This window comes from Phaeobacter sp. LSS9 (assembly GCF_003443595.1).
In the GTDB taxonomy this organism is placed as follows: Bacteria; Pseudomonadota; Alphaproteobacteria; order Rhodobacterales; family Rhodobacteraceae; genus Phaeobacter; species Phaeobacter piscinae.
The window spans coordinates 982,597-1,007,335 of sequence record NZ_CP031956.1; the positions used below are offsets into that span (position 1 = coordinate 982,597).

The following is a 24,739-nucleotide window of genomic DNA, read 5'->3' on the forward strand; positions in this document are numbered from 1 at the left end:
AGGTAAATTTGCAGGCATTACACCTGCCGCCACCACAATCAGGACATATGTTTTAGACAATGGCTATTTTTACCGTAAATGACCCGACCGGTACGCTGTCGCTGAATAACCTCAGCGACCTAGGCTTTGACAATGCCAGCTTGAACAGCCGGTCAATCAACCAACTGTTCTTTACCAGCCCGACTGGCACCAGCATCACGCTGACTGGGGATTTTTCAGCTGCATCCCCCTATTCTTGGACGATTGAGTCGATGGCGGTGAACTCCGGTGGAACACCGGTCTATGCGATTAGTGAGTTTTCCATAAACTTCTATCGTTTCAGTGCCAGCAGCGGAGCCGCGCTTGAAGCAGCGATTCTCACAGGTGACGACACAATCACCTCCAATATGGTTGAGGGAAATCGTTGGTTGGCCTACGGCGGTGATGACGTCATCAGCCTAGGTATCGGCGATGACTACGTCCACGGGGGGTACGGCACCGACAGGCTGATCATTCACGACACTTATGGCCGGGCGGACATCTCCTCGGTCTACGGTGGCGTGTGGATCGACTCTGCCGACGGGAGAGATACTCTGCTGTCGATCGAACAGCTGCAGTTCAGCAACCGTAGTTTTTCCCTGAGCGTGGACACCAGCAACAGCACCTCAATGAGCGGTGATCGCGACAGCACCCTTACCAGCGACATCATGCTGGGTGGCCTTGGCGCTGACACTTTGGCCGGACTCTCAGGGCGTGATATGCTGCTGGGCGAAGAGGGCGACGATCACCTGATGGGCGGCGAGGGCCACGACACATTAAAAGGCGGCGATGGGCGCGATATCCTTGTCGGCGGTTCCGGACGAGACTGGTTGGCCGGCGATCTCGGCAATGATGCCATCAGTGGCGGCTCCCACGGTGACAAACTGATTGGCGGCGGTGGTCACGACACTTTGCGCGGCCAGGATGGTCACGATGTTCTGCGCGGCAACTCCGGCTGGGATCATCTCTTGGGCGGGCGCGGCAACGACCGCATCTATGGCGATGGCGGTCAGGACCGTCTCTTCGGTCAGGAGGGCAACGACACTCTGGCGGGTGGCGCCCATGCCGACACATTCGTCTTCAATCGCGGCTATGGCACCGACATCATCACCGATTTCACCGTTGGCGAGGATCGGATCCAGATCGGTCGCGGCGCTGACGAGATGGAGGATCTGACCTTCGCCAGCCAAGGCACCACTGTTCAGATCACGTTTGCCGATGTCACCATCATGGTGGAGAACAGCACGCTGGCGCAGATTGAGGATGCGGACAACTTCCTGTTCTGAGCCTCTTCTGACCTGATGGCCCCTGGCCATCCGAAATCACAGGCGTATCCCAAAATGGGATGCGCCTTTTTTCATCCCGGCGGCAGCACAGCCGCAGATCTGGGGAGTGAAGAATTTGCGCAACAGGCTTCATAAAGGTTAAGAATTCATTAACAGCAACCTTCCCAGACCAAAGCCCCCCGCCTAGGCTGATCGCAAAAGCATCGAAAAGATGCGTCAGGCATTCAAGCAGTAGGTCAGACCATGGCAGAATTTCTCGTCACGGCTGCGTCAAATGTGGCGCCGCCGTTTGATTTCAGTGACTTCGATTTTACCAAGGTCGCGGTTCTCAGCGCCACGGACACCCAGATCGCGGTGCAATATAGTGCCTTTGTCATGGTGTTTCAGGGCAGCTTCAGCTTTGATGAAAGCGGCAATCTGAGCCCCGACAGCCCGCTCAATGGCTTTGGCCTGTTTTATGACCAGTCGCTGGTCATGTCGGTGAGCGGCTTCACCCTGTCCTCGCAGATGATTGCTGATGGGGATCTCTACGCGCTGCTGGCGGTGGCGCTCTCCGGGGATGATATCATCACCTCGGCCTGGAGCGGCGGCGAGCGGATCAACGGGTTTACCGGCAATGACACCATCCGCGCCGGTAGCGGAGATGACACCATCTTTGGCGGCGCCGGTCAGGATGAGCTGATCCTGGGGGACGGGGTTCAGACCTACAGTTTTACCTTTGACGACAGCGCCGGGGCGTTGCTGACCACCACTCAGGGGCGTGACATGCTCTTTGACGTGGAAACGGTGCGGCTCGCCAATCAGACCCTGCATATTCAGGAAGGCGGCGGCGCGGATGAGGCCCTGATCAGCACCAATGCCGATGACGCCAGCGTTTCAGACATGATCCATGGCCGGGGCGGCGATGACACGATCACCGGCGGTGCGGGCAAGGACTTTCTGCTGGGTGGCGCCGGGGAAGACAGCCTCTCCGCGGGCAAAAACGACGATTTCCTGGATGGCGGGCTTGGTGATGATCACCTCTCCGGCAAGGCGGGGGATGACAATGTGCGCGGCAGCCTCGGCAATGACACGCTGATCGGCGGCGCAGGCAATGACACGCTGCGCGGCGACAATGACGTGGGCCCCGATGACAACGCCAATGATCTGTTGATCGGCGGCAGCGGCCACGACAGCCTCGACGGCAACGCCGGCGATGACACGCTGAAGGCCGGCAGCGGCGCCGATACGCTGCACGGCGGCGCAGGCGACGACAGCCTCAACGGTGGGCGTGGGCGCGATTTGATCAGTGGCGATGACGGGCGCGATACGCTGGCCGGTGGCCGCGCCAATGATACGCTGACCGGCGGCGCTGACAACGACCGGCTGAGCGGCGGTGCAGGCCATGACGTGATGCGCGGCGATGCCGGCGACGATCTGCTGCTTGGCGGGCGAGGCCACGACATTCTGTTTGGCAGCGATGGCGCCGACCGGCTGATCGGTCAGTCCGGCCACGACCGCCTGACCGGCGGCAGCGGCGGCGACAGCTTTGTTTTTGCCCGGGGCTCTGGCCGCGACACCATCACCGATTTCCGTATCGGCGAAGATGTGATCGAAATTACCCGAGGCGCCAATCGGATCGACCAGCTGGGGTTTTCACAGCAGGGCGAGGATGTGCGCGTGACCTTCGCCAATGTCTCGATCGTGGTTGAAAACGTGACCGTCGACCAGTTGATGGACACCGATAATTTCCTGTTCTGATCAGTTACCGCTCTCAGAATATGGCCTTGGGCGCGCCTTTGCCGGTGCGCCCTTTTTTATGTCCACCCGCAGCGCCGCGCTGCGCCTCACTCCAGCATCCAGCGTCCCTTCGGCCAGAAGGCGTGATAGGCAAAGGCAAACATCACATCATGGGGCAGATCTGCGCCGTCACGCCCCCGTACCCGGACCGAGCCGACATCGCGCCCCTTGCCGACATGCCCCGCATCCAGCGCCGAGGCCTGCCCCGACCGCCAGCTGAGGGTCACACCCGCCTCGCGGATCTCGCCAACCTTGGCCAATCGCGCCAGAGGCCAGGCCCGATCCCCCACCCGCACCACACGCGCCAGCGGCGCGATGCCATGGGGTGGCGGCGTGCCATCATAAAGAAACGGCCAGTTTGACCGGTCATAGCCCTGATAGGGATTGCGGCCGTAGCTGCGATTGTGGCGCGGCTCCGCCATCACCAGCCCCTCTGGATAGGCCGCGCGAAACCCCTGCCAGCTGTCCAGCCAGCTCGGCAGCTGCCGCAGCGCCCGCCCGTTCATCTCGCCCACGATGCCGGTGCCCGTGGCCTGCTGCCACCAGCTTTCCGTCTCGCGGTCATACATCACCATATCGGACTGCCGCAGCTTGCCGGTGACGCCAAAGCTCAGGCTGCGCCCCGCCACCCGCCGGTCAAAGCTCATGGCGGAATTGCACAAGGGGCAATAGGTCACCGCAACCGGGGTACCGCCCACCCCGTCATTGACGATTTCGTGCCAGATCAGATAGCGCAGCGGATAGGCGCGCGCCGCCTGCCCCGGCAGATCCAGCACCACCACCGGTTCAGCGCGGCTCAGCTCCTTGGCCTGCCGCGCAGGGTGAAACGCGGGATCGCTCAGCGCCGGAATGCCATCTTTCGGCGGACCACCGGATTTGATCTCAGCCCAGTCCGCCACGCTGCTGCGCGTGAAATCCGTGACCGGCCATTCCCGCGCCCAGATGGCCGGATCCGCATGGGCCACCGCCAGCCAGGATAGCATCAACAGCAGCGACAGCCCCGCCACCGCTTTGTTTTGCAAGAAGAATGTATGTGTTGCAGTCATCTGTGACATCGCAGGCCTCCTCCCTGTGTCCCCAAGAGGTCTCCCATGGGGTCCCCGGCCCAAATCAGGGGCATAGCCTGCCGCAAATCCGCCTCACATGCACCGCACAAGCCCGTGACAGGCGGCAAACAGCAAACGGCCCGCACCAGTCAAGGCACGGGCCGTTCAGGCTATCATAGGCGGATCAGGAGACCCGCGAGCCAAGGCTCACTCGGTTACAGAGACCGTTTTCATCACATCAGGCTGGCCCACAACGGCGCCGTTCTGACTGCTGCTGCCACGCTTGATCGCGTCAACCACATCCATGCCTTCGGTCACCTTGCCCACGACGGTGTACTGACCATTGAGGAAATGCCCCGGTGCAAACATGATGAAGAACTGCGAATTGGCGCTGTCGGGATCCTGTGAGCGGGCCATGCCGACCACACCACGATCAAACTCCAGATCCGAGAATTCAGCAGGCAGGTCCGACCGCTCGGAACCGCCCATGCCTGCGCGGCGCATATCGCCACCCAGCTTGCCAAATTCCACATCACCGGTCTGCGCCATGAAGCCTTCGATCACGCGGTGAAACACCACGCCATCATATTTGCCTTCTGCCGCCAGCGCGGTGATCTGCTCGACATGTTTCGGAGCCACGTCCTCAAACAGGTCGATCTGGATGGTGCCATTGGCGCCCTCGCCCTCAACCGCGATCTCCAGACCGCTGGCCAGTGCCGGACCCGCCATCAGCGCAAAGACGGCTGCCAGCTTATACATCTGCCGCCACCTTGACGCTGACCATGCGGTCGGGGTTCGCAGGCGGCTCGCCACGGGTGATCGCGTCGACATGCTCCATGCCCTCAATCACACGGCCATAAACGGTGTACTGACCGTTCAGGAAATGGTTGTCCTTGAAGTTAATGAAGAACTGCGAGTTGGCCGAATCCGGGTTGGCCGACCGCGCCGCACCCAGCGTGCCACGGTCATGCGGCAGCTTGGAGAATTCCGCCGGAACATTCGGCAGATCAGAGCCACCGGTGCCCGCCATGCGCAGGTTGAACCCGTCTTCCATGTCACCGTGCTGCACGTCGCCGGTCTGCGCCATGAAGCCGTCGATCACCCGGTGAAACGCCACATTGTCATACTCACCGCTACGGGCCAGCTCTTTCATGCGTGCGCTGTGCTGAGGGGCCACGTCGGGCAGCAGTTCGATCACCACCTTGCCGTCTTTCAGCTCCATGATGATGGTGTTTTCGGGGTCTTTGATCTCGGCCATGTGGCCCTCCTGTTCTTTGCATTTGCCCGATAGTTAAGGCCCACGCCCGCAATTGCCAAGGGAGCTTTGGTCACGGAGCATTGACTGGGCGGCAAAAAGCCCCGAAACATCGCGCCAACACCGCCTGCGGCGCAGTTTCCGCAGCCGACGCCTCAAACCAAGACCAAAGAAGGATATGACCATGGGTTGGACCGCACTCGACACGATGGACCTGGCAGGCAAGCGCGTTCTGGTGCGCGTCGATATCAACGTCCCGGTTGAGGATGGCCGCGTCACCGATGACACCCGCATTCAGCGCGTCGCCCCCACGATCAAGGATATCCTCGCCGCCGGTGGCACGCCAATTCTGCTGGCCCATTTTGGCCGCCCCAAGGGCAAGGTGGTCGCAGAGATGTCATTGCGCCCGCTGGTGCCAGCACTTGAGGCCGCCTTTGACGCGCCGGTGACCTTTGTCGCGGATTGCCGCGGCCCCGCTGCCGAGGCCGCCGTTGCGGGCCTGCCTGCTGGTGGCGTGCTGCTGCTGGAGAACACCCGCTTCCACGCGGGCGAGGAAAAGAACGACGCCGATCTGGCGGCAGAGATGGCGAAGCTGGGCGACATCTACTGCAACGATGCGTTTTCCGCCGCCCACCGCGCCCATGCCTCGACCGAGGCGCTGGCCCGTCTGCTGCCTGCCTGTGCCGGCCGTCTGATGCAGGCCGAATTGACCGCGCTGGAAGCCGCGCTTGGTCAACCCCAGCGCCCGGTGACAGCCGTTGTCGGCGGTGCCAAGGTCTCGACCAAGCTGGAACTTCTGGGCAATCTGGTGGGCAAGGTCGACAATCTGGTGATCGGCGGCGGCATGGCCAACACCTTCCTCGCGGCACAGGGCATCGACGTGGGCAAATCCCTCTGCGAACACGAGATGGCCGACACCGCCCGCGAGATTCTGAGCAAGGCCGAAGCCAAGGGCTGCAAGATCCTCCTGCCGGTCGATGTTGTGGTCGCACGCGAATTCAAGGCAGGCGCCGAGAATGAAACCGTCGCTGCGGACGCCTGCCCCGCCGATGCTATGATCCTGGATGCAGGTCCACAGACCGTCGCCGCCGTCGCGGATACGCTTTCAGCCTCCAAAACGCTGATCTGGAACGGCCCGATGGGCGCCTTTGAGATCGCGCCTTTTGATGCGGCCACCAATGCCGCCGCACAACAGGCCGCCAGCCTCACCAAATCCGGCGCGCTGGTCAGCGTGGCGGGCGGTGGTGACACCGTGGCCGCCCTCAATCAGGCCGGGGCCGCGGCTGATTTCACCTATATCTCCACCGCAGGCGGGGCCTTTCTGGAATGGATGGAGGGCAAGACCCTGCCCGGCGTCGCTGCCCTCGAAGGTTAAGCTAACAGCACATAGGGAGGCCCGGTTGCACGCCGGGTCCCCCACTCTCCCGTGAAATATTGCCAAACCGTTAAGATTTTACCGATCCGCCAATCACGTTAACCAGCCGTTAACCTTCTGCGGTCAACAGCTGGCGCAAGATGTATTTTCCATCGGAAAATGTTCAAAATTAACAATTTTCATCTTTCACAAACCATGTTGCCTGTGGCAGTATTGTTGCAGACGCTGGGCAAACCGGCGCAAGACTTGAGCAGCAGATCATACAGGCTATCCACCGTGACCCGAAGCAACCGGCCCTCTCTGGGCGCATTCGTTTTCTCCACGATTGCATTCGCGCTCAGCGCGTATTTCACCTTTGCCGCTGTGCAGGGGGACTTCGGGTTGTTCAGGCGGGTCGAGATCCAGGCCGAGGCCGAAGCGCTGCGTCAGGATCTCGACCAGCTGAAACGCGAAACCGCGCAGATTGAAAATCTCACTCACCGGCTGTCGGATGACTACCTCGATCTGGATCTGCTGGACGAGCAGGCCCGCTCGGTCCTCGGCCTGCTGCGCGCCGATGAGATTGTCATCCGCTAAGCCAAGCATTCAGCAGACCACAACCAAATATATGTCACCGCCCGCAGCCCCCGCTTGCGGGCGTTTTGCTGTGATGAGGCGCCGCTAGCTGCTGCCCGGCCCCATGCCACAGCACCCCCAGCGCAATCCCCTCATAAATACGCCACCTCTCCCGCCACCTCTCCCAACGTCACCGCCTCTATCCGCCATCGCCTTTACCCCTTGGTGACGGCACGTCATAATAACACTCGCATGACGTGACAAAATCCATTATGAACTAGTTTAGCATTAAACTATCTAGCCTTAAGGGGGAGCCCGCCACCATGGCTGCGAGAAAAAGTGTCAAGAAACCAAACGTTTCTGCTGATGAGCTGCTCGAATACTACCGCGAGATGTTGCTGATCCGGCGATTCGAGGAAAAGGCCGGCCAGCTCTATGGCATGGGTCTGATTGGCGGCTTCTGCCACCTCTATATCGGTCAGGAAGCGGTTGTTGTCGGCCTTGAGGCCGCTGCAGATGACGGCGACAAACGCGTCACCTCCTACCGTGACCACGGCCATATGTTGGCCTGCGGCATGGATCCCAACGGCGTGATGGCGGAACTTACCGGTCGCGAAGGCGGCTATTCCAAAGGTAAGGGCGGCTCCATGCATATGTTCTCCAAGGAGAAGCATTTCTACGGCGGCCACGGCATCGTCGGCGCGCAGGTGCCGCTGGGGGCGGGCCTTGCCTTCTCCGATAAATACAAAGGCATCGACCGGGTGACCTTCGCCTATTTCGGCGATGGCGCGGCCAACCAGGGTCAGGTCTACGAGACCTACAACATGGCCCAGCTCTGGGATCTGCCGGTGGTTTTCGTGATTGAAAACAACCAATACGCCATGGGCACCTCGGTGCAGCGGTCAACCAAATCCCCCGCCCTGTGGAAACGCGGCGAAGCCTACGGCATCAAGGGCGAGGAAGTGGACGGCATGGATGTGCTGGCAGTGAAAGAGGCCGGCGAACGCGCCGTTGCCCACTGCCGCGCGGGCAAAGGCCCCTATATCCTTGAGGTCAAGACCTACCGCTACCGTGGTCACTCCATGTCCGACCCCGCCAAATACCGCACCCGCGAAGAGGTGCAGAAAATGCGCGAGGAACGTGATCCCATCGAACAGGTCCGCGATATGCTGCTCACCGGCAAACACGCGACCGAGGATGACCTGAAGGCGATCGACAAAGAGATCAAGGACATCGTCAACAAATCCGCAGATTTCTCCAAGGAGAGCCCGGAACCGGCGCTCGAAGAACTCTGGACCGATATTTATGCGGACGAGCTGCCGCAAGAAACCGCCTGAGGGGACGTAACACGATATGGCAACTGAAATCCTGATGCCCGCCCTGTCGCCGACCATGGAGGAAGGCACCCTGGCCAAATGGCTCGTGAAGGAAGGCGATACCGTAAATTCCGGCGATATCCTGGCCGAAATCGAAACCGACAAGGCCACGATGGAGTTTGAGGCCGTCGACGAAGGCACCGTCGGCAAGATCCTGATCGCCGAGGGCACCGAAAACGTGAAGGTCAACAGCCCCATCGCGGTGCTGCTGGAGGATGGCGAAAGCTACGACCCCGATGCGGCCCCCGCAGCATCCGCGCCCTCCGCAAGCGAAGCGTCGGCGGCAGAGGCACCTGCGGCGCCCGCAACCACCACCGCTGCTGCCGCAGCCCCCGCCGCACCGGAGGTGGACACCACCCCCGACTGGCCCGAGGGCACCGAAGTGGTGCAGACCACGGTCCGCGAAGCCCTGCGCGACGCCATGGCCGAGGAAATGCGCCGCGACGATGATGTCTTCCTGATGGGCGAGGAAGTCGCCGAATATCAGGGCGCCTATAAGATCTCTCAGGGCCTGTTGGACGAATTCGGCGCCAAGCGGGTGATCGACACCCCGATCACCGAACATGGTTTTGCCGGCATCGCCACCGGCGCGGCCTTTGGCGGTCTGCGCCCGATTGTGGAATTCATGACCTTCAACTTCGCCATGCAGGCGATTGACCACATCATCAACTCTGCCGCCAAGACGCTCTATATGTCCGGCGGTCAGATGGGCGCACCGATGGTGTTCCGTGGTCCCAACGGTGCCGCCGCCCGCGTGGGCGCACAGCACAGCCAGGATTATGCCGCCTGGTACATGCAGATCCCCGGCCTGAAGGTGGCGATGCCCTACTCCGCCTCCGACGCCAAAGGTCTGATGAAAACCGCAATCCGCGACAACAACCCGGTGATCTTCCTCGAGAATGAGATCCTCTACGGCAAATCCTTTGAAGTGCCGAAGCTGGATGATTACACCGTTCCCTTTGGCAAGGCCCGGATCTGGCGGGAAGGCACTGACGTCACCATCGTCTCCTTTGGCATCGGCATGACCTATGCGCTGGAAGCGGCGGAGAAACTGGCCGAGGATGGCATCAGCGCCGAGGTCATCGACCTGCGCACCCTGCGCCCCATGGACACCGGCTCCATCATCAAATCGGTGATGAAGACCAACCGCCTGGTTACAGTTGAGGAAGGCTGGCCGCAGGGCTCTGTTGGCAGCTACATCTCCTCTGTGGTGATGCAGGAGGCGTTTGACTACCTAGACGCCCCCGTCATCACCTGCACCGGCAAGGACGTGCCCATGCCCTATGCCGCCAATCTCGAAAAACACGCGCTGGTCACCACCGATGAGGTGATCGAAGCGGTGAAGCAAGTGACCTACCGGTAAGGAGAGACAGCGATGCCCACAGAAATCCTGATGCCCGCCCTCTCTCCCACAATGGAGGAAGGCACGCTCGCCAAATGGCTCGTGAAGGAAGGCGACACTGTCGCCTCCGGCGACTTGCTGGCGGAAATCGAAACCGACAAGGCGACGATGGAGTTTGAGGCCGTCGACGAAGGCACCATCGGCAAGATCCTGATCCCTGAAGGCTCTGATGGCGTGAAGGTCAACAGCCCCATCGCCGTGCTGCTGGAAGATGGCGAAAGCGCCGATGATATCGGCGCCACACCGGATGCCCCCGCTGCCGCAGCAGACGAGGCGCCCGCACCCGCCGCCTCCGAGGAAGCTGCTCCCGCATCGGCCCCGGCAGAGGCCGCGGCCGCAACACCCGCGCCCGCAGCCCCACAGGGCGCCGATGGCAACCGCATCTTTGCGTCACCTCTGGCGCGCCGGATTGCGGCGGACAAGGGTCTGGACCTCGCAGCCCTCACAGGCTCCGGCCCCCGTGGCCGCATCGTGAAGGCCGACGTCGAGAACGCCAAACCCCAAGCCGCTGCGGCCTCAGCACCGCAAGCCAAGGCCGAGAGCGCCAGCGCCCCGGCCGCCACCGCCGCAGCCCCCACAGGCCCCTCCGCCGATAAGGTCGCCCGCATGTACGAAGGCCGCACCTATGAGGAAGTCAAACTCGACGGCATGCGCAAAACCATCGCTGCACGCCTCACCGAGGCCAAGCAGACCGTGCCGCATTTCTACCTGCGTCGCGATATCCAGCTGGATGCGCTGCTGAAGTTCCGCGGTGAGCTGAACAAGCAGCTGGAGGCCCGCGGCGTCAAACTCTCGGTCAATGATTTCATCATCAAGGCCTGTGCCCTGGCGCTGCAAGCCGTGCCGGACGCCAATGCTGTCTGGGCCGGGGACCGCGTGCTGAAAATGCAATCCTCCGACGTGGCCGTTGCAGTCGCGATTGAGGGCGGCTTGTTCACCCCGGTCTTGCAGGACAGCGACACCAAATCGCTCTCGACCCTCTCGACCGAGATGAAAGACCTCGCCAAACGCGCCCGCGACCGCAAACTTGCGCCGCATGAATATCAGGGTGGCAGCTTTGCGATCTCCAACCTCGGCATGTTCGGCATCGACAATTTCGACGCCATCGTGAACCCGCCGCACGCAGGCATCCTCGCCGTGGGCGCAGGGGTCAAGAAACCGGTTGTCGGTGCAGACGGCGAACTGGCCGTGGCCACCGTGATGTCCGTGACCATGTCCGTCGACCACCGCGTCATCGACGGCGCCCTTGGCGCCGAACTCTTGAACGCGATCAAGGACAACCTGGAAAACCCGATGATGATGCTGGCCTGAGCCACCGCACCTCAACGGACGAGAAAAGGAAAGGACCGGGGCAGCGCTCCGGTCCTTTTTTATGTGGAGCGAGACTTTTGACCGCTCGGGATCCGCCCTCGAAGTTGAAACACAAAAGCTACAGCTGATCCTCAACGATTCAGCATCCCAGATCAGGACACCGAAGGCCTGCACAGCCCCGGTTAACCGGACTTCAACAATCCGGCGCTGCCATATTCCAACCAGTGCCGTTCCTCAGGGCTGAGCAACTCCGCCATACGCGCCTCATAGGCCGCAAGATCCGCATCCGAAAGCCGACCAACCCATTTCCCCGATGTCGCACTATCAAAGAAATCAGAATCGTTCCGCCAGAACCCTTGCCGCGCCAAGACGGCAAATCTCTCTGCGTTGCGCTTCATATTGGAAAATCGCGCCGCTTCCACCAGCGTCTCCATCACGGCAGCCGGATGGGTCAGGCCAATATGCTCTGCAATCCGGGCGACGGCTGACCTCAGATCACGGGTCATATCTGCGTAGTGCAGGCAGAGCACATTGTCCCGATTTTCCAATGCCAACACACTGCGGTAGTGATCGACAATGGATATCAGACTGGCCCCATCGCGATGATCTCCCTCCAGAAAAAGATGAAACCCCGCCTGAACGTCGCGTGGGAAGACCTCCTGAAGCACCTCCTCCGTCATGTTCTCGACATGGCGGCGAAAGGAAAAATGCACATCAATAGGATGCCTGAAAACCGTGATATAGCGCAGGTCCGACCAAAACGGGATCCCATCTAGCGGGGTATGGGTTTTGACCTGCCGCCGCCCGGTTTGCGCGTTCAGTTCAGCGATAATTCCATCCTGCTCGGGCGAGGTGACATCAATCCACGGTGCCTTGCGCGAGATCGCGGCATCCACCTCCGGGTCGCCGGAGATCAACAAGGCAAGAATGGCCTGCGTCCAGGTCGTGCCTGACTTTGGCGGCGTCGACACAACAATATCCCCCGCGCGCGGGGTGAAGGCCAACCACCGCTCAGGATCCGCAATCTTGCCGTCGTACCGGCGCTTTGGCAGTTCGGGTTCGTTTAACATGTCGCCATGGCTATCAATGCAATCAGGGCGTGTATATATTATATACTACACTGAAGCGACATAATGTTCATGACCTGGACCGAACCTCCTCCACCCCACGAAAAAAGGGGCCAGCCAACGCCGCCCCCTCTTCATCGTCATCTTTCCAAAAATACTCACAGGTATATCCGTGGCGGTAATCGCAACACCCGCGATGTTCCTCCGCAGCGCCGCCTTACTGCGGCTTGCCGCCCGCCAGCACCTGATTCATGCTGACCGAGGGCTGATCACAGCCTGCCTCGCCGACGATCTTGGCCGGCACGCCCGCCACGGTCTTGCACGGTGGCACCTCCTGCAGCACCACGGAGCCTGCGGCGATGCGGCTGCAATGGCCGACCTTGATATTGCCGAGCACTTTGGCGCCAGCCCCAATCAGTACGCCATTGCCAATCTTGGGATGGCGGTCTTCCTCTTCCTTGCCGGTGCCGCCCAGGGTCACCGAATGCAGCATCGACACATTGTCGCCCACCACAGCGGTTTCGCCAATGACGATGGAATGGGCGTGGTCGATCATGATGCCCCGGCCAATCCGCGCCGCCGGGTGGATATCGACGCCAAAGATCTCGGAGATCCGCATCTGGAAGAAATAGGACAGGTCATAGTCGCCCTGCTGCCACAGCCAATTGGCCACACGGTAACATTGCACCGCCTGATAGCCCTTGAAGTAGAGGATCGGCTGCAACAGCCGGTGGCAGGCGGGATCACGTTCATAGACCGCCATCAGATCGGCGCGCCCGGCGGCGATCAGATCGGGGTTTTCGCCATAGGCCTTGTCGACAATCTCGCGCAGGATCACCATCGACATCTCATTGGAGCAAAGCTTGGCCGCGATGCGATAGGACAGCGCCTTTTCAAGTGAGGTGTGATGCAGGATGCAGGCGTGAATCAGCCCGCCCATCAGCGGCTGGCGGCTCACGGCGTCCTGCGCCTCGGTGGTGATCTGATCCCAGACCGGATCAACGGAACTGACGGCGTGGCGCGTCTCAAGCATGGCTCTGCCTCCTGTGCTGCCGCTCAGAGTAGCGATTTATCCGCCGAAAGGCCAACCGCAAATCCGTGATGACAGCCATCGGATCTGCTGATCTTTCCGCTACGCCAGATTTATATGCCGCGCCAGCCCGTTGTTTTTATTGCGCCGAGGGTCGAATTACGACGCGCAGCAGCGCACGCACAGCGGCTGTGCGGATCTGTGATCGCCGGAAGGGAGACACGGCACAGCGCGCCTCAAAACAGCGTCGGCAGCCGCAGCAGATCGGCCTTAAGGGTCAGCTCCGTGACCTTCCCCCGAGCCATGGTCGCGCAGATGCCGCGCCAGCCGGGCCAGCACCAGCCGCGTGCAGGCCAGATAGGGGGCCACGTCATAAAACGGCTCATCCGCCAGCGTGAATTTTCGCGCCGCCGCGCTGAGGGAGCCATCACCCCAATCCGGGCAGAGCCGCCGTGTGCGGCGCGTATGGCGCAGCGCCTGCCCGGCCCCGGCAAAGATCCGCTCGCACAGCGCAAGCCGCTGCGCCGGGGCCACCGCCAGCAGGGCGCGGGCGGTGCTGGTGATGTCGCCGGGCAGGATGGGCCGCCGCATTGCCGTCCCTCCTCAGACCAGCCGCAGGGCAGTGGCCGCCCCGGCGCCATACCGGGCCGAGATCTGCGCCACCTCAACCCGGTCGCCGGGTGAAACCGCATCCGCCACCTGCGCCGCTGGCGGATAACTCCAGGCCGGACTGTCCAGCAGCTCCTCGCGCAGCACCTCACTTCCGCGCAGGATGCGCAGGCGGTAGCGCTCCAGATCCTCGCCAAGCGGGATCTCCGCCAGATCCCAGCGATCACCATCAATGCGGCTGCGGCGGATCCAGTTCAGCCCGACCGCACCAGAACCCAGCGCGCCTTGCTGGCGCAGATGCACCGGCGCATAGGGACGCAGCCCTTCCCCCGCGAAAGCCGCCTCCAGATGCAGATAGCTCGGATCATCATAGGGCCGCCGGGCGGTGCCAATGCGGTAATGGCGGTTCAGCCCCCGTTGGTTGGCGGCCAGCGCAATCTGCTGTGGTGTGCCATCCAGCGCCACCACATAGGACCCTTGGGGCCATTGCACCCGCATCCGCGCATCGCTGCCCTGCTGACCGCGCAGCCGGTCGCGCAGCAGGTAGCGCCCAGGTGCAATCAGCTCGACCGTTGCAAACTGTATCAGCTCCCAATTGCCGGGGGTGCCATCACCGATTGCCACCAGATTGGCGCCATTCAGCACCGCCAATGGGTCACGGCTCTGGAACTGGCCGGAGATCATATCGACCTCCAGATCCCCCCCCGCTCCCAACGGCCCAGCGCGCCCGCAGGCAGCGCGGTATTGGTGATGGCAATGGTAGAGGCCGCGGCCAATACCTCCTCCAGCAGGTAATCCGCATCGCTCTGTGCGCCATATAGGGCAACACTCCCCGGCCAGGGATCCGCCGTGACCGCCAGATGCGGCGCATGGGGCACCTCATCGCCGCGGATCAGCGGCAGATCCATGAACAGCGGCAGCACCGGCACTGGCGCTACAAAGGCGGTGACACCGGGCAATTCCTCCGGCACCGGCGCGGGGTGGTAATTCTCCGGCTCGATCCGCACCGCCTCGATCAGCTGCGCCGCGCCCTGTTCGACCCGGTCAATCCGGTAACGCGCCTGCGCGCCGCTGTCGGAACCCGGTTTGGCAACCGCCCCCGCAAGCGGCAGGCGGATCACATCCCCCGCGCCCAGCGCCATGGCGGAGGGTGGCAGTTCCAGCCGCAGGGTATCGCGGGCCATGCGCGCCTCGCTCAGCCAGCGGTCCACCACCTGCCGCCCTTCGGCGCGGGTCAGCGCCATCGGCAACTCATTGTCGCTGACCGCATGGGTGGCCTCATCGGGCAGGATCGCCTCCTCGCCGCGCAGATCATGGCGCCCGCCCCATTCGACAAAGCGCAGGCGCATACGGCCAGCCAGCTCTGCCTCTGGCGCGCGGGTCTGTTCGATGACCCCGTCCAACTCCTGCCCCTCAACCAGTTGCGCCAGATCCAGCGTGGCATCCGGTCGCCCGTTGCGCAGGCGGAATCGCAGCACCCCGTCGCGTTCTATCGCATCCACCCCGTGGCGCAGCAGCAGCGGTTGCAGAGCGGCGCGGGCCTCCCCGACGTCGCTAATCGCATAGCCCCGCACCAGTGCGGGCAGGTCGCTCACATCTATTGCCGCAACCCCAGAGGCGGCACAGATCTCCTCCAGCACCGAAGCCAGCGTGCGTTGCCCCACCCGTCCGTTGAGCCAATGGCCCCGCAGGTAGTTCTCACCGTCGCTCCAGACCTCCACCGCATTGGGAAAGGTCGGAAAGGGGCGCGCATCCCAGGCCCAGACATAGGCGTTGGACATATCCAGCATCGGGCCGCCATAGACCTCTGAGACCGGGTTATTCCCCGCCTCCCCCCAATAGCCCAGAAGGGCACGCAGATAGGCCAGCTGCATCATGTCATCACGCTGCCCGTCGGAGAACTTCGGCAGTTTTGATTCCGAGCTTTTGGGATCCAGAAACTTGTTCGGCTGATTGGTTCCCTTGTCGATGGCCGCACAGCCCAGTTCAGTGAACCAGATCGGCTTGCTCTCAGGCTCCCATGCGGTGGGCAATGCGGCCCGTTCGCCGTTGATCCGGTCATGATGCGGCTTCGACCACCAGCTGCGCAGATCCTTGTAGCGCCAGATCCACGGCTCCTCATAAGCCCCATCGGTGATCGGGGTGCGGATCTGGGCCGCCTCCGCCTCGGGCGAGTGGTAATACCAGTCATAGCCCTCACCGCCCTCGATATTGGCGCGCAGATAGCTGAGGTCATAGATATTGGGCGTGCCTGCCTTGGCGTCCAGATGGTCCTCCCCCTCGCGCCAGTCGGACAGCGGCATGTAGTTGTCGATGCCGATGAAGTCGATCTCCTCATCCGCCCACAGCGGATCAAGGTGGAAATAGCGATCCCCCTCCGGGCTCTGGTAGCCCCAGTATTCAGACCAGTCGGCGGCATAGCCGATCTTGGTGTCCGGCCCGAGGATCTGGCGCACCTCCTGCGTCAGCGCCCGCAGTTCTGCCACAGCGGGAAAGCCCGCCTCGTCGCGGATCTGGGTCAGCCCGCGCATCTCAGAGCTGATGCAAAACGCCTCAACCCCGCCCGCCGCTGCACAAAGCGCGGCATTGTGCAGGATAAACCGCCGCAGCCCCCAGTCCTCTACCGGGCCACTGTAGCTGACGCTCCCGTCAGCCACGGTGAAATCCGCCGCCGTCACTGTGCCAAAGAACTGCTGCACCTCCATACGCGCCGCTGCTGTCTCATCCGGGCTGCCCGGCTGTCCCGGTGCCCGCGACAGGGTGATCCGCCCGCGCCACGGCAGATGCGCTTGCCCTACTTCGCCGCTCCAGGGATCGGGCAGATCATTGCCCGCCATCTGATCCATCAGAATAAACGGGTAGAACATCACCCGCTTGCCCTGTTCTTGCAGTGCGCGAATGGCCTCAATCACCGAGGCGTCGGTCGGGGTGCCGCCATAGATCGGCCGATCCTCCTGCCGCGCGATCAGCTCTGCCTCCGTGCGGGTCAGACCCCCGACGGACCAGGGCATATTCGCCCCCTCGATATGCTGACGCTCCACCTTGGGTTTGATGGTACAGTCCCCGCAGCGCAGATCATTGCCAAACCACGACACGATCAGCGAGGCCGCGCCGCAGGCGGGCAGCTCCTCTCCCAATGTGGTGAGCGAGGTCACCAGATCCGTCTCTCCCGAAGGGCTGTGTGAATTGGCCGGTTTGGCCTGTCCCGGCCCATGATCATAATGCACCGGCGTCGTGGCCAGCGCATACTCCCCGGTCCCCGGCATCAGCGCCACGCCTTGCACCAGCTGCGGCAGATCCAGATCATAGCTGTTTGAGCTGGGTTGCTCGGCACGCAGCACCTCAAACGAGAATTGCGGCACCCGGTTGCCAAAGCGCTCCAGTGCGAGACCTTCCATCACCACATAGGCGGTGCCGCGATAGGCGGGCACCGCGCCTGCGCCCTCCACCGCCTCCATCACCGGGTCGGGCAGTTGGTCCATGGTGCCGCGATAGACGGTCATATTGAGATCCTTGGGCGCCACCTCCTCCCCATCGGCCCAGACCCGCCCGATGGAGGCCACCTCCCCGGCGCAGACCGCCACCGCCAGCGAGACATCATAGCTGTAGCTGGTGACCTTGGGCTGGCGCGCACCGCCGCCCTTGCCTCCGCCGCCACTGGTGGTGGAGGTTTCGCGGAACTCAGACGCCCAGATCACCTGTCCGCCCACCCGCATCCGGCCATAAACCTGCGCAATCGGCTGGCCGTCACTGGCATGGGTCAGGCGAAACCGTTCCACCCGGCCGGTCTCCACCGGCTCACTGCCCGCGCCCAGCAGGCGGCTGTCAATCGCGCGTCCAACCGTAGCGCCAAGCGCGCGGCCAATCGCAACTGACGACAGGCCCGCCACAGCCCCCCCAACCGAGCCGCCAAGTGCCGCCCCCGCCGCAGAAAGAAGAATGGTCGCCATCACGTCACCTCATCAGCATCAACATCAGGAAAGGAAAACCGCGCCACGATCCGCCGGTGCCACGGGTGGCTCAGGGTGTTTTCAACCACCCCGTGGCCGCTATAGGCATGGATAAATCGCGGCATGGCGCCGGTTTCAGTTTGCAGCGCAATATGTTTTGCCACCGCGCCGCGCCGCATCCGGAACAGGATCACATCGCCAGCGCGCGCCTCGGTGAGGGGTTTGGGCATGAGATGGCGCAGCGCGGCCTGCCACAGCGCCTCCTCACCTTGCGGTTCGGACCAGTCCATCGTGTAGCCGGGCACCGCCTCCGGCTCCTGGCCGTAGACCTCGCGCCAGAGCCCCCGGATCAGGCCAAGGCAATCACAACCGGCACCGCGCGTGGCCGCCTGATGCACATAGGGCGTGCCCAGCCAGCCCCGTGCTGCCGCGACCAATGCGGTGCGGGATACCCCCGTCGCGCCACTCATCTGCGGCTGCCGCCGGTGTTGGTGCCGCTCTGGCGCGGCACGCTCATCACCCAATCTTCTCCGGGAATATCAGGGAAGCCCTGAAAGTTGACGCCATTGTTGAACTTCAACCGGCAGGTCTTCAGCCGCTTGTCACAACCCGCGGCCAGATGCAGCAGATCGCCGGGCTGAACCGTCGCGCGCAACGGCTCCCACAGGGTCAGCTGGCGGTGTTCAACACTTGGATCCGGCGCGCTTGCATCCTGTCCCAGCCGCCCGGCCTGCTGGCGGTCCTGTTTGATCCAGCCCCACAGCCCCTTGGCGGCCCCACTCATCACCGTGAGGCGGCCAGACGTGAACCAGTTCGGCTCAAACCCCGGCAACGCGGCAAAGCTGAAATATTGCCCCTCGCGGATCTCTTCTGCGGCCCGGTCCAGCGTATAGCCCGGTGTGGTCATATCAAAGCGGCAGGCCCGATCACCCAGCACCGCCGTGCAAGGTTTCTGATAGATCCGCCCCATCGGCTGGTTGAGCGCCTCGGTCAGGCCGCGCAGCTCCGCCTCAAAGGCGCCGCCAGCGCGGCGGATCTGGCCGAAACTGCCGCGAAACTGCAACCAGCGGACCGATACATCGGCCCAATTGACCAGCCAACAGCGCACCTCAGCACCATCAAACCGCCCGGCCTCAATCTCTTCTTCGCGGATGGCGGCATCGCTCAGCGCGCCAAGCGCCTCGGTATTGTCCACCGCCAGCCCGGTGGCCTGTTGCAGGCTGCGCGCGGTCAGGCCAGTGCCTGCGCGAAACAGGAGACCGGCCTCACCCTCGGCGGCACTCTCGAACCGCAGATCGCGGTCATGGTCAGTAAAGCCGAACCGGGCGCCATCATTGCGGGTGACCAGCCAACAGCGACACAATGTGGTCAGGCCGCCTGCTACATGAGTTTGAAATGCCTCGCTCACCCCCGCCATCAGACCCGCACCTCCACCACTGGCACATTGGGCACGTCGCCCGCCTGAAAAGACGCCACGCTGGTCTGAATGCGGTCGGTGTCAAAGCGCACCGGCACATCAAATTCAAACCCTGCCTTTACTGCCAGACCGGCCTCCGGCGGATGTACCAGCGTGATGGTACCAAGGCTGCTGTCGAGCGTGTAATCCACCGTCTCCTGCAGGGCGTCCTGCTCAATCCCGATGCGCACGCTGCCCACCACCGGTTTCGCAATCGGTCGCTGATAAGCATAGCTGCCGGAGCGATAGGTCTTGGTCAGCTGAAACACCCGCTGTTCCCCGTCGCCCATGCCAATCACCTGATCGTCAAAGGCCACCTCCTGCGTGGCACGGGCGGATTTGAAATCGGACCAATCCTTCCAGCGGAAGCCATACATCTGGCCCTGCCGCGCCTCGAAAAAGGCGATCAGCGCCTCGATATCTTCCAACCCCCGAAGGCCCAGCCCCGCGTCATAGCGGCGGCGCGAATGCGCCCAGGGGGTGTTGCGTTCCTCATGCCCATTGGCGAGCGTCACCACATCGGTGCGCCGCTCCGGCCCACCAATGGACCCAAAGCTGAGCGATGCGGGAAATCTGACCTCGTGAAAATTCATCTGCTGTCCTCCGGCTCAGCGGTTGCGGTTGCCACGCGTCAGGGTGCGGCTCAGCTGGGCCGCGATCTGGCCCTGGCTGCGTTGAAATCCCTGCACATCAGGGGTCTGGATATTCATCACCACCGAAGGGCCCCCGCCGCCCTGGCTGCGCACCCCCAGCGCCCCATCAGCGCCGCGTGTCAGCGGCAGGATTGCCTCCGGGCCGGTCTCTCCCATCAGGCCGGTTGCGCCCCGCATCGGAAAACTCACCGGCCCGGTCACAACACCGCCTTTGGCAAAGGGCATCACCCGGCCTTGCGAAAACGCCGCCCCATCGGCAAAGGGGAGGATACCGCTCATCAGCTTGCCCACCCCCTCCGACAGCAGCCCGCCCACATGGCTGGTCACGGGTTTGATGGCCGCCGAATAGGTGGTCTGGATCATCGACTGCGCCATGGTATCCAGCGCATCGGAGAGTTTCATGCCGTCAAAGACAACACCGTCAAAGGCCCGGCGCAGCCCCTTGGACATGCCGCGCTCCAGTGTTTCGGCATCCTTGCCGGTGGCGGCGAAGGCGGCGCGCACCCGGCGCAGCTCGGCGTCGAACGTGGCCGCCATACCTGCCGCATCGCCCAGGCTATCGCTCAGCGCCTCGCTCTGCTGGTCCAGCGCATTCAGTCCTGTGTCAGTCATCGCTTACTGCTCCTGTTTCTTTGGGTGTCAGCGCTGCGGGGTCGGGAAAGGCCTGCATCAGTTGATCCAGACCTGACCGGCCCAGTGGCACCGCGCCCGTGTCCTGTCCCAGCATCAACCGCAGCTCTGCCGGGGTGAGGCGCCAGAACTGATCCGGCGTGAGGCGCAGCCCAACCAGCCCCGCCCGTATCAGCGCCGGCCAATCAAGCCCGGTGCCTTGTCCATCTGTGGCGCGCTGCTGGGGCGTCATGGGGTCACCTCTCCCGGCAGCGCAAAACTGCGCGCCAGGAGCTGTGCGGCGACCCGCGCCGCCTGCATCGGGCCGCCGTCAATATCGCCAGCGGCCAACTCGGCAGCGCTGAGGGCGTGACCGCCGCCGCGCAACCCCGCCGCCAGCAGCGCCAGCACATCGGCCGCGGAGAAGCAGCCGCCCTCAAACCGGGTCACGAGGTCAATCAGGGACCCGGTCCGCAACTCGCACTCCAAAGCGGCAAGTGCGCCAAGGGTCAGTTTCAGCGGCAGCATCTGGCCGTTGATCCCCAGCGCCACCTCACCTGTGTGGGGATTGGCACCAGAGCCGGTTTGCACATGGGGATCCATCCGCACCGCCTCCCTTAAATGGCCGTGAAGACCAGCGCCCCAGCGCTGGCCAGCGACAGCTCATACGTCGCCTCGCCATTGTGGCTGCCGGCATATTCCAAGGCGGTCACCTGAAACGCGCCTTCGACAATGCCAAAATCGGGGATGATCACCTGAAACGCCGGGGTCAGCCCGTCAAAGAACAGCTGCCGCGCCCTCTCATCGGTGCCTTCGTCGCGAAAAATACCAGAGCCGGAGATATTCGCCGAACGCACCCCGGCGCCGGACAACAGCTCACGCCAACCGCCCTGACTTTCCAGACTGGTGACATCGACGCTTTCAGCGTTGAAGCTGATACGCGTGGCGCGCAGCCCTGCGATGGTTTCGAACTGACCGTCGCCGGTCATATCGACCTTGACCAATAGATCCTTGCCGTTTTGGACACTCATTGTGGTGATCTCCTGTGGTTGAAAAGGCGGGCAGCACGGCGCAAAAGAACATCAGCTGTACTGCGCAATTATCTGATTTATCGGTATTGTCGTTTGTTTTGAGCGGTCAGATATCCTCCAGTCGCGCGGCAAAACGCAGGCGGATCTGACGGCCACCGGAGGTGGTGCGGCTGGCATTTGCGCGCTCAAACCACAGCCCCACCAGCCGCCCCCGAGACAGGGCCAGCACCGGCGCAACTGCCGTCAGGCTGTCGCAAATCAGGGCGGCAATCGCCTTGGCCCCGGCAAAGCCGGCGGTATCGGTGTGCACGGTGATCTCCACCCGGTGATGGGCGCCGGCGCCGCTGCGATCAGAACGGTCGCGCACCTCCTCCGGGCCGATGGTCACATAGGTCTGCGGCAGCGTGCCGGCAGGCAGCGCGTCATAAACCGCACCATTCAGCGCTGCGGTCAGATCGGGGTCGGTGCTCAGATGCTGAAACAGTGCTTCCTGCAATGGCAGGGCCAGGGCATAGGTCATGCGCTTGTCTCCTCGGTTGCAAAACAGGTCAGGAAGCGGCCATCGGGGTCGCCTTCGGCCACCGCATCAATGCGGAAAATCCGGGCGCCATCGCGCAGCCGCTGATCTGGTCGGGGCCGCGCCGGGCTGCCGGGTGGATGGGCACGCAGGGTGATGCGATAGCGTTGCAGCGACAGGCTGGTGCCGGATTGGTCGGTGCTGCGCCCGGTGAGCGCGCGCATCTCGCACCAATGGTGGCCAAGCAATTGCCATGCCTCAAGAAACCCGCCCGCGCCATCCGAGGTGCGGCGCGGATCTTCCAGCGCCAGACAGCGGTTGAGACGTGGTGTGGCGGCGGATGCGCGGCGCGCGGTGGTGCGGCGGCTCATGCGTCTGCTCCACGTCCAAGGTTGCGACCAAAGCCACGGTCTCCAGCGGCCCCCACGCCTAGGCTCACCCGCAGGGCGCGATAGCGTTCGATCAGGCTGGTCACTCCAAAGGGCATGCACCCGCCCTGCAGCCGGGTGTCATCGCGGAATTCATAGTAGTGCGCCGCCAGCATCAGCACCGCCTGCGCCAGATCACCGGGCAGCGCCGCCCAGCTGTTGGCCATGCCAGCGCGGATCGAAATCCGCACCGCGCCGCCGCTGGCAATCACCGGCAGCAGTCCCCCCACCGGGCGCAGCCGGGGCTGCTGGCTGTCGGGTTCCAGCCGGTAGCGCCCGGCCTCCAGCAGCGTCTCGCCCCCGTTGGAGCCAACCAGCGTGACCGAGTGGATCATCTGCACCGGCGCCAGTGGCAACGCCTGCACCTGCGGGTCGCGCCAGGTCGAAAGTGTCAGCAGAAAATCCCGCGCCAGCAACACCTTGCCGGTGCGCGCCTCAATCGCCGCGATGGCCGCACGCAGGAAGCTGATCAACACCGCCTCCTGCAAACCCGCCTCAACAAACCCGGTGCCCAGACGCAGATGCGCCTTGAACGCCTCTTGCGGCAGGGCTGCCTCTGGCACCGGTGTCACTTCACTCAACATCATCATTTCACTCCAACGGCTGTTCTTTCAGGGCTGCTCGGGTGGGGCTGCGTCTGGCGGATCGGATCGGGGCACGAATGCGCGCCGGGCTGCTGCCGTGGGACGGAAGGGGAGCAGCTGGACGACAGTCGCCGGGGCGCGCATCCACAGACGGAACCGGAGAGCCGGTCCCGCCATCGGTCCAAGCGTCAGCTCAGGCCGAATTTCAGCAGTTTGATGGCCGCAAAATCGCTGACATTGCCGCCCACACGTTTGGTGGCATAAAACAGCACATGCGGTTTGGCGCTGAAGGGATCGCGCAGCACCCGCAGGTCCGGGCGTTCGGCGATGGTGTAGCCAGCCGCAAAATCGCCAAAGGCCACGGCATAGCCATTCACATCGGCGTCGGGCATATCCTCAGCGATGACAACGGGATAGCCCATCAGCCGCGCCGGTTCTGCTGCGGCCAGACCATCGGACCACAGGAAGCGGCCATCAGCGTCCTTCAGCTTGCGCAGCAGGCCTGCGGTTTTGGAATTCATCAGAAAGCTGGCGTTGGCGCGGTACTGCGCGCCAAGCGCATAGACCAGATCAATGATCGCATCGCCATCGCCGATATCGCCTTCAACACTGGTGGTCACATAGCCAAGGTTGCCCCAGCTCCAGCTGTCGTTGGCCACCACCGGGTGGTAGAGGATGCCGGTTGGCTTGTCATTGCCGTCCCCCATGATGAAGGCGGCGGCCTCGGCACGGGAGAATTTATCCGCGATGCGCCCTGCCAGCCAGCCCTCAATATCAAAGGCACTGTCATCCAGCAGCCGCTGCGAGGCCTTGGGCAGCGCGCTGAGTTCATGCAGCGGGATGGTGATCCGGTCGATCACCGGGGTGGATGTTTCGGTCACAGTGCCGGTCTCATTGGCCCAGCCATGCCCCACATCGCCGTGGTCAATGAGCACATCATAAGAGGTTGCCTCCACCGTCACCACCGACGCCACTGCGCGGAGGGAAGCGGTGCTGGAGAGCACCGATTTCACGCTCTCTGCGGTCTGTGGATCCACCAGGTAGCCGCCATCGCCGTTGACGGTGGTGTTCATCGCCTTGGCATCCAGATCAAGACCGCGCAGGGCGGCATCATCACCGGAGCGAAGATAGGCATCCAGCGCCTTTTGATGGGGGGCCGCGCCCGCATCAGCGGCGGCAAGCGGGGGGCGATTGGCAAAGTGGGATTTACGATCCAGCATGGTCACACGCTCTTCTGTCTGTTTCAGTTTCAAGGCAATGTCGTCTTTGAACCCATTGAAATTATGCACGAAGTCGGCAACGGCCTGTTTGACCTCCTGCGGGGCTGCATCGGGGTGGGCCGATGGGTCGTTGTGGGATTGGGGGTGGCTCATCTGTCTGTCCTTTGGGTCGGTTGGAGAAG

At 63.0% G+C, this 24,739-nt stretch carries 24 protein-coding genes and 1 pseudogene; 7 read left to right on the top strand and 18 right to left on the bottom strand.

All coding sequences use genetic code 11. From position 1 onward, the window contains the following. The first annotated feature begins 59 nt into the window (after window positions 1-59). Together D1820_RS04695 and D1820_RS04700 are read left to right on the top strand one after the other, a co-directional pair. Window positions 60-1,304 (top strand): calcium-binding protein, encoded by a 1,245-nt coding sequence (locus tag D1820_RS04695; RefSeq protein WP_118068043.1) that lies wholly within the window; start codon window positions 60-62, stop codon window positions 1,302-1,304. Window positions 1,305-1,547: 243 nt separating this feature from the next. Then, the gene (locus tag D1820_RS04700) at window positions 1,548-3,044 is read left to right on the top strand and encodes a calcium-binding protein (protein ID WP_118068044.1); all 1,497 of its coding nucleotides are present in this window, start codon (window positions 1,548-1,550) and stop codon (window positions 3,042-3,044) included. 86 nt (window positions 3,045-3,130) lie between these two features. Here the strand turns inward: D1820_RS04700 and D1820_RS04705 are convergent, their stop codons facing one another. From D1820_RS04705 to D1820_RS04715, 3 genes are all read right to left on the bottom strand, one after another. Continuing rightward, on the bottom strand, window positions 3,131-4,138 hold the full coding sequence (locus D1820_RS04705) for a DUF3179 domain-containing protein (protein WP_118068045.1): 1,008 nt from the start codon (window positions 4,136-4,138) through the stop codon (window positions 3,131-3,133). Between the two features lie 198 nt (window positions 4,139-4,336). Further along, window positions 4,337-4,888: a peptidylprolyl isomerase gene (locus D1820_RS04710; protein ID WP_040178650.1), complete on the bottom strand. Its 552-nt coding sequence runs from the start codon at window positions 4,886-4,888 to the stop codon at window positions 4,337-4,339. Then, the gene (locus D1820_RS04715; RefSeq protein ID WP_040169371.1) at window positions 4,881-5,387 is read right to left on the bottom strand and encodes a peptidylprolyl isomerase; all 507 of its coding nucleotides are present in this window, start codon (window positions 5,385-5,387) and stop codon (window positions 4,881-4,883) included. The genes D1820_RS04710 and D1820_RS04715 overlap by 8 nt, the downstream gene beginning before the upstream one ends. Window positions 5,388-5,568: 181 nt before the next feature. On the opposite strand from D1820_RS04715, the gene pgk reads away from it, so the two are divergent. The 5 genes from pgk (at window position 5,569) to D1820_RS04740 (ending at window position 11,403) form a co-directional block, all read left to right on the top strand. Further along, entirely contained in the window at window positions 5,569-6,759 is a 1,191-nt protein-coding gene (pgk, locus tag D1820_RS04720) for a phosphoglycerate kinase (RefSeq protein WP_118070030.1), read from the top strand. A 276-nt stretch (window positions 6,760-7,035) separates the two neighbouring features. Then, the gene (locus D1820_RS04725; protein WP_118070033.1) at window positions 7,036-7,335 is read left to right on the top strand and encodes a septum formation initiator family protein; all 300 of its coding nucleotides are present in this window, start codon (window positions 7,036-7,038) and stop codon (window positions 7,333-7,335) included. A 302-nt stretch (window positions 7,336-7,637) separates the two neighbouring features. Beyond that, complete coding sequence (gene pdhA, locus D1820_RS04730; RefSeq protein ID WP_118068046.1) at window positions 7,638-8,651, top strand: pyruvate dehydrogenase (acetyl-transferring) E1 component subunit alpha; 1,014 nt, start codon at window positions 7,638-7,640, stop codon at window positions 8,649-8,651. Window positions 8,652-8,667: 16 nt separating this feature from the next. Beyond that, window positions 8,668-10,053 (top strand): pyruvate dehydrogenase complex E1 component subunit beta, encoded by a 1,386-nt coding sequence (locus D1820_RS04735; protein ID WP_118068047.1) that lies wholly within the window; start codon window positions 8,668-8,670, stop codon window positions 10,051-10,053. Between the two features lie 12 nt (window positions 10,054-10,065). Next, on the top strand, window positions 10,066-11,403 hold the full coding sequence (locus tag D1820_RS04740; RefSeq protein WP_118068048.1) for a pyruvate dehydrogenase complex dihydrolipoamide acetyltransferase: 1,338 nt from the start codon (window positions 10,066-10,068) through the stop codon (window positions 11,401-11,403). A gap of 182 nt (window positions 11,404-11,585) precedes the next feature. Here D1820_RS04740 and D1820_RS04745 read toward each other — a convergent pair whose 3' ends face one another. The 15 genes and pseudogenes from D1820_RS04745 to D1820_RS04815 form a co-directional block, all read right to left on the bottom strand. Beyond that, a complete protein-coding gene (locus D1820_RS04745) occupies window positions 11,586-12,473 on the bottom strand; it encodes a sulfotransferase domain-containing protein (RefSeq protein ID WP_118068049.1) in 888 nt (295 codons plus the stop codon). A 214-nt stretch (window positions 12,474-12,687) separates the two neighbouring features. After that, window positions 12,688-13,503: a serine O-acetyltransferase gene (gene cysE / locus D1820_RS04750; protein ID WP_040169387.1), complete on the bottom strand. Its 816-nt coding sequence runs from the start codon at window positions 13,501-13,503 to the stop codon at window positions 12,688-12,690. 267 nt (window positions 13,504-13,770) lie between these two features. After that, window positions 13,771-14,091 carry a hypothetical protein gene (locus D1820_RS04755; RefSeq protein ID WP_118068050.1) on the bottom strand — a complete coding sequence of 107 codons (321 nt, stop codon included), beginning with the start codon at window positions 14,089-14,091 and terminating at the stop codon, window positions 13,771-13,773. 12 nt (window positions 14,092-14,103) lie between these two features. After that, window positions 14,104-18,059: pseudogene (locus D1820_RS04760) on the bottom strand (glycoside hydrolase/phage tail family protein). Continuing rightward, a complete protein-coding gene (locus tag D1820_RS04765) occupies window positions 18,059-18,529 on the bottom strand; it encodes an NlpC/P60 family protein (protein ID WP_118068051.1) in 471 nt (156 codons plus the stop codon). The pseudogene D1820_RS04760 and the gene D1820_RS04765 overlap by 1 nt, the downstream one beginning before the upstream one ends. Continuing rightward, window positions 18,526-19,476 (bottom strand): DUF2163 domain-containing protein, encoded by a 951-nt coding sequence (locus D1820_RS04770; RefSeq protein ID WP_118068052.1) that lies wholly within the window; start codon window positions 19,474-19,476, stop codon window positions 18,526-18,528. Before D1820_RS04770 ends, D1820_RS04765 begins: the two co-directional genes overlap by 4 nt. Continuing rightward, on the bottom strand, window positions 19,476-20,108 hold the full coding sequence (locus tag D1820_RS04775; protein WP_118068053.1) for a DUF2460 domain-containing protein: 633 nt from the start codon (window positions 20,106-20,108) through the stop codon (window positions 19,476-19,478). The genes D1820_RS04770 and D1820_RS04775 overlap by 1 nt, the downstream gene beginning before the upstream one ends. 15 nt (window positions 20,109-20,123) lie before the next feature. Then, window positions 20,124-20,780: a phage tail tape measure protein gene (locus tag D1820_RS04780; protein ID WP_118068054.1), complete on the bottom strand. Its 657-nt coding sequence runs from the start codon at window positions 20,778-20,780 to the stop codon at window positions 20,124-20,126. Further along, a complete protein-coding gene (locus D1820_RS04785) occupies window positions 20,773-21,030 on the bottom strand; it encodes a rcc01693 family protein (protein ID WP_118068055.1) in 258 nt (85 codons plus the stop codon). Before D1820_RS04785 ends, D1820_RS04780 begins: the two co-directional genes overlap by 8 nt. Further along, on the bottom strand, window positions 21,027-21,380 hold the full coding sequence (locus tag D1820_RS04790) for a GTA-gp10 family protein (RefSeq protein ID WP_118068056.1): 354 nt from the start codon (window positions 21,378-21,380) through the stop codon (window positions 21,027-21,029). Before D1820_RS04790 ends, D1820_RS04785 begins: the two co-directional genes overlap by 4 nt. 14 nt (window positions 21,381-21,394) lie before the next feature. Continuing rightward, window positions 21,395-21,808 carry a phage major tail protein, TP901-1 family gene (locus tag D1820_RS04795; RefSeq protein ID WP_014880167.1) on the bottom strand — a complete coding sequence of 138 codons (414 nt, stop codon included), beginning with the start codon at window positions 21,806-21,808 and terminating at the stop codon, window positions 21,395-21,397. Between the two features lie 106 nt (window positions 21,809-21,914). Then, window positions 21,915-22,328 (bottom strand): DUF3168 domain-containing protein, encoded by a 414-nt coding sequence (locus D1820_RS04800; protein WP_118068057.1) that lies wholly within the window; start codon window positions 22,326-22,328, stop codon window positions 21,915-21,917. Further along, complete coding sequence (locus D1820_RS04805) at window positions 22,325-22,696, bottom strand: head-tail adaptor protein (RefSeq protein ID WP_040169406.1); 372 nt, start codon at window positions 22,694-22,696, stop codon at window positions 22,325-22,327. Before D1820_RS04805 ends, D1820_RS04800 begins: the two co-directional genes overlap by 4 nt. Then, window positions 22,693-23,340 (bottom strand): hypothetical protein, encoded by a 648-nt coding sequence (locus tag D1820_RS04810; protein ID WP_162894069.1) that lies wholly within the window; start codon window positions 23,338-23,340, stop codon window positions 22,693-22,695. Before D1820_RS04810 ends, D1820_RS04805 begins: the two co-directional genes overlap by 4 nt. 185 nt (window positions 23,341-23,525) lie before the next feature. Then, window positions 23,526-24,710 carry a phage major capsid protein gene (locus D1820_RS04815; protein WP_118068059.1) on the bottom strand — a complete coding sequence of 395 codons (1,185 nt, stop codon included), beginning with the start codon at window positions 24,708-24,710 and terminating at the stop codon, window positions 23,526-23,528. Between the last annotated feature and the right edge of the window lie 29 nt (window positions 24,711-24,739).